Annotated in this window: 6 protein-coding genes; 5 read left to right on the top strand and 1 reads right to left on the bottom strand. The window is 69.7% G+C overall.

Going from position 1 to position 7,249, the window contains the following annotated elements:
• Positions 1-223 precede the first annotated feature (223 nt).
• Positions 224-2,260 carry a beta-galactosidase gene (locus E1294_RS37705; protein ID WP_132515763.1) on the bottom strand — a complete coding sequence of 679 codons (2,037 nt, stop codon included), beginning with the start codon at positions 2,258-2,260 and terminating at the stop codon, positions 224-226.
• A 240-nt stretch (positions 2,261-2,500) separates the two neighbouring features.
• Between E1294_RS37705 and E1294_RS37710 the strand changes: the two genes are divergently transcribed.
• From E1294_RS37710 to E1294_RS37730, 5 genes are all read left to right on the top strand, one after another.
• A complete protein-coding gene (locus E1294_RS37710) occupies positions 2,501-3,775 on the top strand; it encodes an ABC transporter substrate-binding protein (RefSeq protein WP_246083579.1) in 1,275 nt (424 codons plus the stop codon).
• Positions 3,772-4,656, top strand: a complete 885-nt coding sequence (locus tag E1294_RS37715) for a carbohydrate ABC transporter permease (protein WP_132515765.1) — start codon at positions 3,772-3,774, stop codon at positions 4,654-4,656. The genes E1294_RS37710 and E1294_RS37715 overlap by 4 nt, the downstream gene beginning before the upstream one ends.
• The gene (locus E1294_RS37720; RefSeq protein ID WP_132515766.1) at positions 4,656-5,540 is read left to right on the top strand and encodes a carbohydrate ABC transporter permease; all 885 of its coding nucleotides are present in this window, start codon (positions 4,656-4,658) and stop codon (positions 5,538-5,540) included. The genes E1294_RS37715 and E1294_RS37720 overlap by 1 nt, the downstream gene beginning before the upstream one ends.
• A complete protein-coding gene (locus E1294_RS37725; protein WP_220448149.1) occupies positions 5,537-6,532 on the top strand; it encodes a LacI family DNA-binding transcriptional regulator in 996 nt (331 codons plus the stop codon). The genes E1294_RS37720 and E1294_RS37725 overlap by 4 nt, the downstream gene beginning before the upstream one ends.
• A gap of 119 nt (positions 6,533-6,651) precedes the next feature.
• Positions 6,652-7,249: SAM-dependent methyltransferase (locus E1294_RS37730; protein ID WP_132515767.1), on the top strand; the 598-nt coding region annotated here is incomplete at its 3' end.

Raw genomic sequence — 7,249 nt, forward strand, 5'->3', positions numbered from 1 at the left:
TCGTCATACGGCCATCATGTCAACCTGACGGCGAGATCCACAGATTCCCTTCGATCTGGTCCGGGACGGCGGGACCCCGCCGGGCACACCCTCAGAGACGGCCGAGCACCTCCATCGCGGGCAGCGCCCGGTCGTCGTAGCCGAACGGGGGCCGGTTCTCCCGGGCGTTGCCCGACGACGGGCCGGCGGTGACCACGAGCGAATCACTGAGAACCCTTGAAACTCAGTGAACGGTTTCCACGACGACGGTGACCGCGCCGGGCGCGACGGTGACCGCGCCGTCGTGCCGCATGCCGTCGAACACGCTGACGCCGCTCACCCCCTCGACCGTCACTGGGTCGTCGCCGTGGTTGATCAGGAAGACGTGGCCGCCCCTGCGCACCAGCTCCAGGGTGTCGGGGAGGCCGCGTGGCCGGGACACGTTCGCGTGGTCGAGCACCTGCGCGAGCAGTTCGCGCAAGCCGGCGGCAGAACCGGTGACAGGGCCGGTGACAGGGCCGGTGACGGGAGCGGTGACGGGAGCGGTGGCGAGGTACCAGGCGGTGCCTGCGCCGAGGTCGTGGCGGGTGAAGGCGGGGTGTCCCGCGTCGGGCCCGCCGGCGAAGGCGCGTACGGTGACCGCGCCGGCCGGGCGGATCCGCTCCGACCAGACGCGGGCGGTGATGCTTTCCTGGCCGCCCAGCTCGACCGTCTCGTCCTCGCGCAGCGGGTGGAACTCCTCGATCGACAGGCCGAGCAGCTCGCGCAGCGCGCCCGGGTAGGCGCCCGGGTGGAGGGTGTCGTGCTCGTCGACGATGCCGGAGAAATACGACACGAGCAGGTTGCCGCCCGCTTCGACGTACCGGTGCAGGTTCTTGGCGGCGGCCTCGGTGAGGAGGTACGAGCTGGGCGTGACCACCACCCGATATCCCGAAATATCGGCGGAAGGGTGGACGAAGTCCACCGTGACATGCTCCCGCCACAGCGCCTCATAGAAGGCGTCCATCCGCTCCCGGAACGTCAGGTCCACCGACGGCCGCCAGTCCAGCTCCAGCGCCCAGTACGACTCCCAGTCCCAGACGATCGCCACCTCGGCCCGCACCCGGCCGCCCCTGACGCCGGCGAGCGCGCGCAGGTCGCCACCCAGCCGCACCACCTCGCGCCACTGCGCGGAGTCGGTCCCGGCGTGCGGGACCAGGCCGGAGTGGAACTTCTCCGCCCCGAACCGCGAGGCCCTCCACTGGAAGAACAGCACGCTGTCCGAGCCTCGGGCGACGTGCGCGAGGCTGTTGCGGCGCAGCTCCCCCGGCCGCTTGGCGAGGTTGCGCGGCTGCCAGTTGACCGCGCCCGCCGAATGCTCCATGAGCATCCACGGCGCGCCCCCGGCCACCGAGCGGGCCAGGTCGGCGGACATCGCCAGGTCGATGTGGTTGTCGGGCCGCTCGGCCTTCAGGTAGTGGTCGTTGGCGATCACGTCGACCTCGCGGGCCCACCGCCACAGGTCGGTGGATTTGCAGTTGACGGTGCCGGCGAAGTTCGTGGTCACCGGGATGCCCGGGGTGAGCTCGCGCAGGATGTCGCGCTGGAGCGCGTAGTGCTCGCGGTGCTGGCCGTCGCTGAAGCGGGCGTAGTCGAGCCGCTGGGCCGGGTTGAGCACCGTGTGGTTGGCGCGCGGGGCGTCGATCTCGGACCAGTCGGTGTAGGTCTGTCCCCAGAACGTGGCCCCCCAGGCGTCGTTCAGTGCCGCGATGTCCCGGTACGTCTGGCGGAGCCAGACGCGCCAGGCCGCCACGCTGTGCTCGCAGTAACACTCGCCGAGCGGCGCCCCGTACTCGTTGTGCACGTGCCACATGACGACGGCGGGATGACCGCGGTAGTGCTCCCCCAGCGCGCGCACCAGGCGCGCGGTCGCCGCGCGGAAGGCCGGGGCGCTGGAGCAGGCGCTCTGCCTGCCGCCGAACCCGATCCGCGTCCCCTCCTTGGTCACCGGCAGCACGTCGGGATGCCGGGCCACGAACCAGGCGGGCGGCGCGGCGGTCGGCGTGGCCAGGTCGACCGCGACGCCCCCCTCGTGCAGCCGGTCGATGACGTCGTCCAGCCAGCCGAACGTGTAGCGCCCCTCCTCGGGCTCCATCAGCGCCCACGAGAATATGCCCAGGCTGACCAGGTTGACCCCGGCCTCGCGCATCAGGGCCACGTCCTCGTCGAGAGTCTCGCGCGGCCACTGCTCTGGGTTGTAGTCCCCGCCAAAGGCGATACCGGCAGGACGCTCCGGATACATCCATCCCCCTCGAAAAGCTTCTGTGAACGTGCACAGTAAGGCACGTTAAGGAACAAGGGAACTGCTCCCGCAAATTCCCTGCAGCCTGATGGCCAACGCGGAAGGTTAACGAGAGCGTAACAACCCCTTGACGGTGATTTCCGCCCTCCTCCAGTCTGTGCACGTTCACAGAACATTCTGGAGGTACGCATGCGCGCCAACCGCCTTGGAGTCCTGGCCGTCGCACTTACGGTGACTTGCATGTCCGGCGCCCTCACGGGCTGCGGGTCCGGCGAGCCCGCCGAGAGCCCCGAGGCGGCGCCGGCCACGACCGCTCCCCAGGGTCCTGTCAAGCTCACGTACTGGACGTGGGCCCCGAACATGGACAAAATCGTCAAGGCGTGGAACGACGCCAACCCCGACATCCAGGTGACGGTCAGCAAGCAGGCCGGCGGCGACGACGCGGCCGCGAAATACCTCACAGCCGCCAAGGCCGGCAACCCGCCCGACCTGGTGCAGGCCGAATACCAGCACCTGCCGTCGTTCATCGCCGCCGACGCCGTGGCCGACCTCAAGGCCGAGACCGACCCGATCAAAGGCGAATTCTCCGAGGGCCTGTGGAACCTCGTCACCCTCGGCACCGACGCGGTGTACGGCATCCCGCAGGACAGCGGCCCGATGATGCTCTTCTACCGCAAGGACCTGTTCGACAAGTACGGCATCGAGGTCCCGAAGACGTGGCAGGAGTACGGCGAGGCGGCCCGCACGGTGCGCAAGAAGGACCCGAAGGCGTATCTCGGCACGTTCTCCAGCAAGGACCCGGGAGCGTTCACAGGTCTCGCGCAACAGGCCGGCGCGCAGTGGTGGTCGATCAGCGGCGAGTCGTGGAAGGTCGACATCGCCGACGAGCCCACCAAGAAGGTCGCCGACTACTGGGGCGGGCTGGTCAAGGAGGGCGCCATCGACGACATGCCGTACTTCACCCCTGAATGGAACAAGGCGCTCAACGACGGCAAGCTGCTGACCTGGCCGTCGGCCGTGTGGGCGCCGGGCGTGTTGTCGAGCAACGCGCCCAAGGCCAAGGGCAAGTGGGCCGTCGCGCCGCTCCCCCAGTGGAACGCCGGCGAGAGTTTCAGCGGCTTCTGGGGTGGCTCGTCCACCGCCGTGTCGACCAAGACTCCGAACAAGGCGGCCGCCGCGAAGTTCGCCACGTGGCTCAACACCGACCCGAAGGCCATCGACCTGCTCGTCAAGGAGGCCGCGATCTACCCGGCGGCGACCGCGGCGCAGTCGGGCCTCGGCGAGGCGCCCGAGTACTTCTCCAACCAGCCCGACTTCTGGCAGCAGGCCGCCGCCGTGTCCGTGGGGGCGCGCGGCTTCACCTTCGGGCCGAACGTCGGCGTGACGTTCAACTCCTTCAAGGACGGCTTCGACAAGGCGCTGCAGGACGGCACGCCGTTCTCCGCGGCCGTGCAGGCCATGCAGGACGCCACGGTCGCCGACATGCGCAAGTCCGGCTTCCAGATCGCGTCATGAAACGGTCGCAAAAGGGGGCGTGGCCGTACCTGTTCCTGACCCCCGCGATCGTGTTGTTCACGCTCTTCCTCGCGGTGCCCATCGCCTACACCGTCTACCTGGCGATGCGCAGGACCAGAGTGTCGGGGCTGGGGCTCGGGAAGGGCGCGCGGCGCGAGGCCTTCGTCGGGTTCGACAACTTCGCCGCGGCCCTGGCCGACGCCGAGTTGTGGCAGGGCTGGCTGCGGGTGCTCGGCTACGGCGCGCTGGTGCTGGTCGTGATGCTCGGCCTGGCGCTGCTGTTCGCCCTGCTGCTGGACTCCGCACGGGTGCGGCTGGCCCGCTTCTCCCGGATCGCGATCTTCCTGCCGTACGCGGTTCCGGGGGTGGCGGCCACCCTGCTGTGGGGCTTCCTCTACCTGCCCTCGCTCAGCCCGATCAGGGCCGTCCTGGACGTCGACTACCTCGGCGCGACCACCGTCACGTACTCCATGGCGAACGTGGCGGTGTGGGGCGGGGTCGGCTTCAACATGCTCGTGCTCTACACCGCGCTCCGGGCGATCCCGCGCGACCTGTACGAGGCCGCGCGACTCGACGGCGCCTCCGAGGTGCAGATCGCGCTCCGGGTCAAGATCCCGATGCTGACCCCCGCGATCGTCCTCACCACGGTGTTCTCGATCATCGCGACCATCCAGGTGTTCACCGAGCCCACCGCGCTCCGGCCGCTGACGAACACGATCAGCTCCACGTGGAGCCCGCTCATGAAGGTCTACCGCGACGCGTTCGTCACCGGCGACCTGTACTCGGCCGCCGCCACCTCGATCGTCATCGCGGCGATCTCTCTCGTCCTGTCGTTCGGGTTCCTGCGCGTGGTCCGCGACCGCGCCTTCAGGGAGGGCTGATGGCCGGGGTCACCGCCGCCACCGCACACCGCCGCCGCGCGCACGGCGCGTCCGCGGGCAGGCCGTGGGGGGTGGCGCCCACGGCGCTGCTCCTCCTCGGCGCGATCTACTGCCTGTTCCCCGTGGTCTGGGTGCTGATCGCGGCCACCAAGTCGCCCGGCGAGCTGTTCAGCACCTCGACGCTCTCCTTCGGCACCGGCTTCTTCGACAACGTCGCGGAGCTGTTCGCCTACCGCGACGGGGTGTTCTGGCTCTGGGCGGCCAACACGCTGTTCTACGCGGGCGGCGGCGCGCTGCTGTCGACCGCTGTCTCGGCCGTCTCGGGGTTTGCGCTGGCGAAATACCGGTTCCGCGGCCGGAACGCGATCTTCAACCTGCTCATCGGCGGCATCCTCGTGCCCGCCGTGGTGCTGGCCATCCCGCAGTATCTGCTGTTCTCCGAGATCGGCCTGGCCGACAGCCACTGGGCCGTGCTGCTGCCGCAGATCCTGCACCCGTACGGCATCTATCTGGCCCGCGTCTACGCGGCCGCGGCGATCCCCGACTCGCTGCTGGAGGCCGGGCGGATCGACGGGGCCGGCGAGGGGCGCCTGCTGTCGCGGGTCGCGCTGCCGCTCATGGTGCCGGGCATGGTGACGATCTTCCTGTTCCAGTTCGTGGCCATCTGGAACAACTTCCTGCTGCCGTTCATCATGCTCGGCGACGACGGCAAGTTCCCGCTCACCGTCGGTCTCTACACGCTGCTGGCGGCCGGGGCCAACCAGCCCGCCCTTTACAACCTGATCCTCACGGGCGCGCTGCTGTCGATCGTGCCCCTGATCGCACTTTTCCTCACGATGCAGCGATACTGGAGGACCGACCTGTCCTCCGGAGCCGTCAAGTGAAACGCCCTACGATCCACGATGTCGCCGCCGCCGCGGGCGTGTCCCGCGGCACGGTGTCCCGCCTGCTCAACGGCGACAAATACGTGAGCCCCGCGGCACGCGTGGCCATCGAGAGGGCGATCTCGGAGACCGGCTACGTCGTCAACCGGGCCGCCCGCAGCCTGGTCACCCAGCGCACCGGCTCAGTCGTGATGGTGTTGTCGGAGCCGTACGAGAAGTTGTTCGAGGACCCCAACTACAGCACGCTCATCCGGGTCGCGATCAAGATGCTGGCCGAGCGCGACCTGTCGCTGGTCATGATGCTGGCCGGCGACGCGGGCGACCGCGAGCGGGTGGTCCGCTACGTGCGGGGCGGCCACGCCGACGGCGTGCTGCTGGTCTCGACGCACGCGGGCGACCCCCTCGTCGAGGCGCTCGGCTCCGGGCCGCCCGCCGTCTCCTGCGGCGCCGTCATCGGGCAGGAGAGCGTCATCCCGTACGCGGCCGCCGACGAGCGGCTCGGCGCCCGCCAGATGACCGAATACTTCGTCGCCCAGGGCCGCCGGCGCATCGCCATGATCACCGGGCCGATGGACACGCCGGGCGGCATCCAGCGGCTGGAGGGGTTCGCCGAGGTGCTGGGGCGCAAGGCCACCTCGAAGCTGATCGCGCACGGCGACTGGACCCAGGCCAGCGGCGAGCGGGCGATGGCCGATCTGCTGGAGCGCACGCCCGACATCGACGCCGTCTTCGTGGCCTCCGACCTGATGGCGGCGGGCGCGCTGGCGGCGCTGCGGGCGGCCGGGCGCAGCGTGCCGGAGGACGTGGCGGTGGGCGGGTTCGACGACTCCTCGGTGGCCGTCTCCACGCATCCGCCGCTGACCACGATCCGCCAGCCGCTGACCGAAATGGCGCAGGAGACCATCCGCCTGCTGCTGGCGCTCATCGACGGCGCCGGGCAGCTCGAACCGGTGATCCTGCCCACCGAACTCGTGATCCGCGAGTCCGCCTGACGCCTTCTGACAACGCCGGTGACTGTCCTTTACTCGAATCGGCGAAAAGCCGTAAATATCGGCAATGCAGCAGTATGATCGCGCCAGTCGTTTTCGCGACGTTTCCGAAGGAGCCGACCATGGCCGACAACGAGCAGAAGCGCGCGCCACAGGGCGTGGACACCGCCAGCCCCAGCGTCTCCCGTGTCTACGACTTCATGCTCGGCGGCAAGGACAACTACGAGTCGGACCGCGAAATGGCCCGGCTCGCGCTCGAAGTCGCCCCGGACGCGCCGGAGGCGGCGCGGGCCGCCAGGGAGTTCCTGAGGCGCGTCGTTCGCCATCTCACGGCGGAGGCCGGCATCCGCCAGTTCCTGGACATCGGCTCGGGCTTGCCGACGCAGGGCAACGTGCACGAGATCGCCCAGGCGTCCGCACCGGGCACGCGGGTCGCCTACGTCGACAACGACCCCATCGTCCTCGTCCACGGCCGCGCCCTGCTCGCCGTCGACGACACCACTACCGTCGTCGAGGCCGACCTCAGGCAGCCCGACAAGATCCTGGACGACCCCGAAGTCGCCCGGCTCATCGACTTCACCGAACCCGTGGGCCTGCTGCTCCTCGGCATCCTGCACCACCTGCCCGACGAGGACGACCCTGCCGGGCTCACGGCCCGCCTGGTCTCCCGCCTCCCGCCCGGCAGCCACCTGGCCGTCTCCCACTTCTGCAACCCGGGCC

This window comes from Nonomuraea diastatica, assembly GCF_004349015.1.
Lineage (GTDB): Bacteria > Actinomycetota > Actinomycetes > Streptosporangiales > Streptosporangiaceae > Nonomuraea > Nonomuraea diastatica.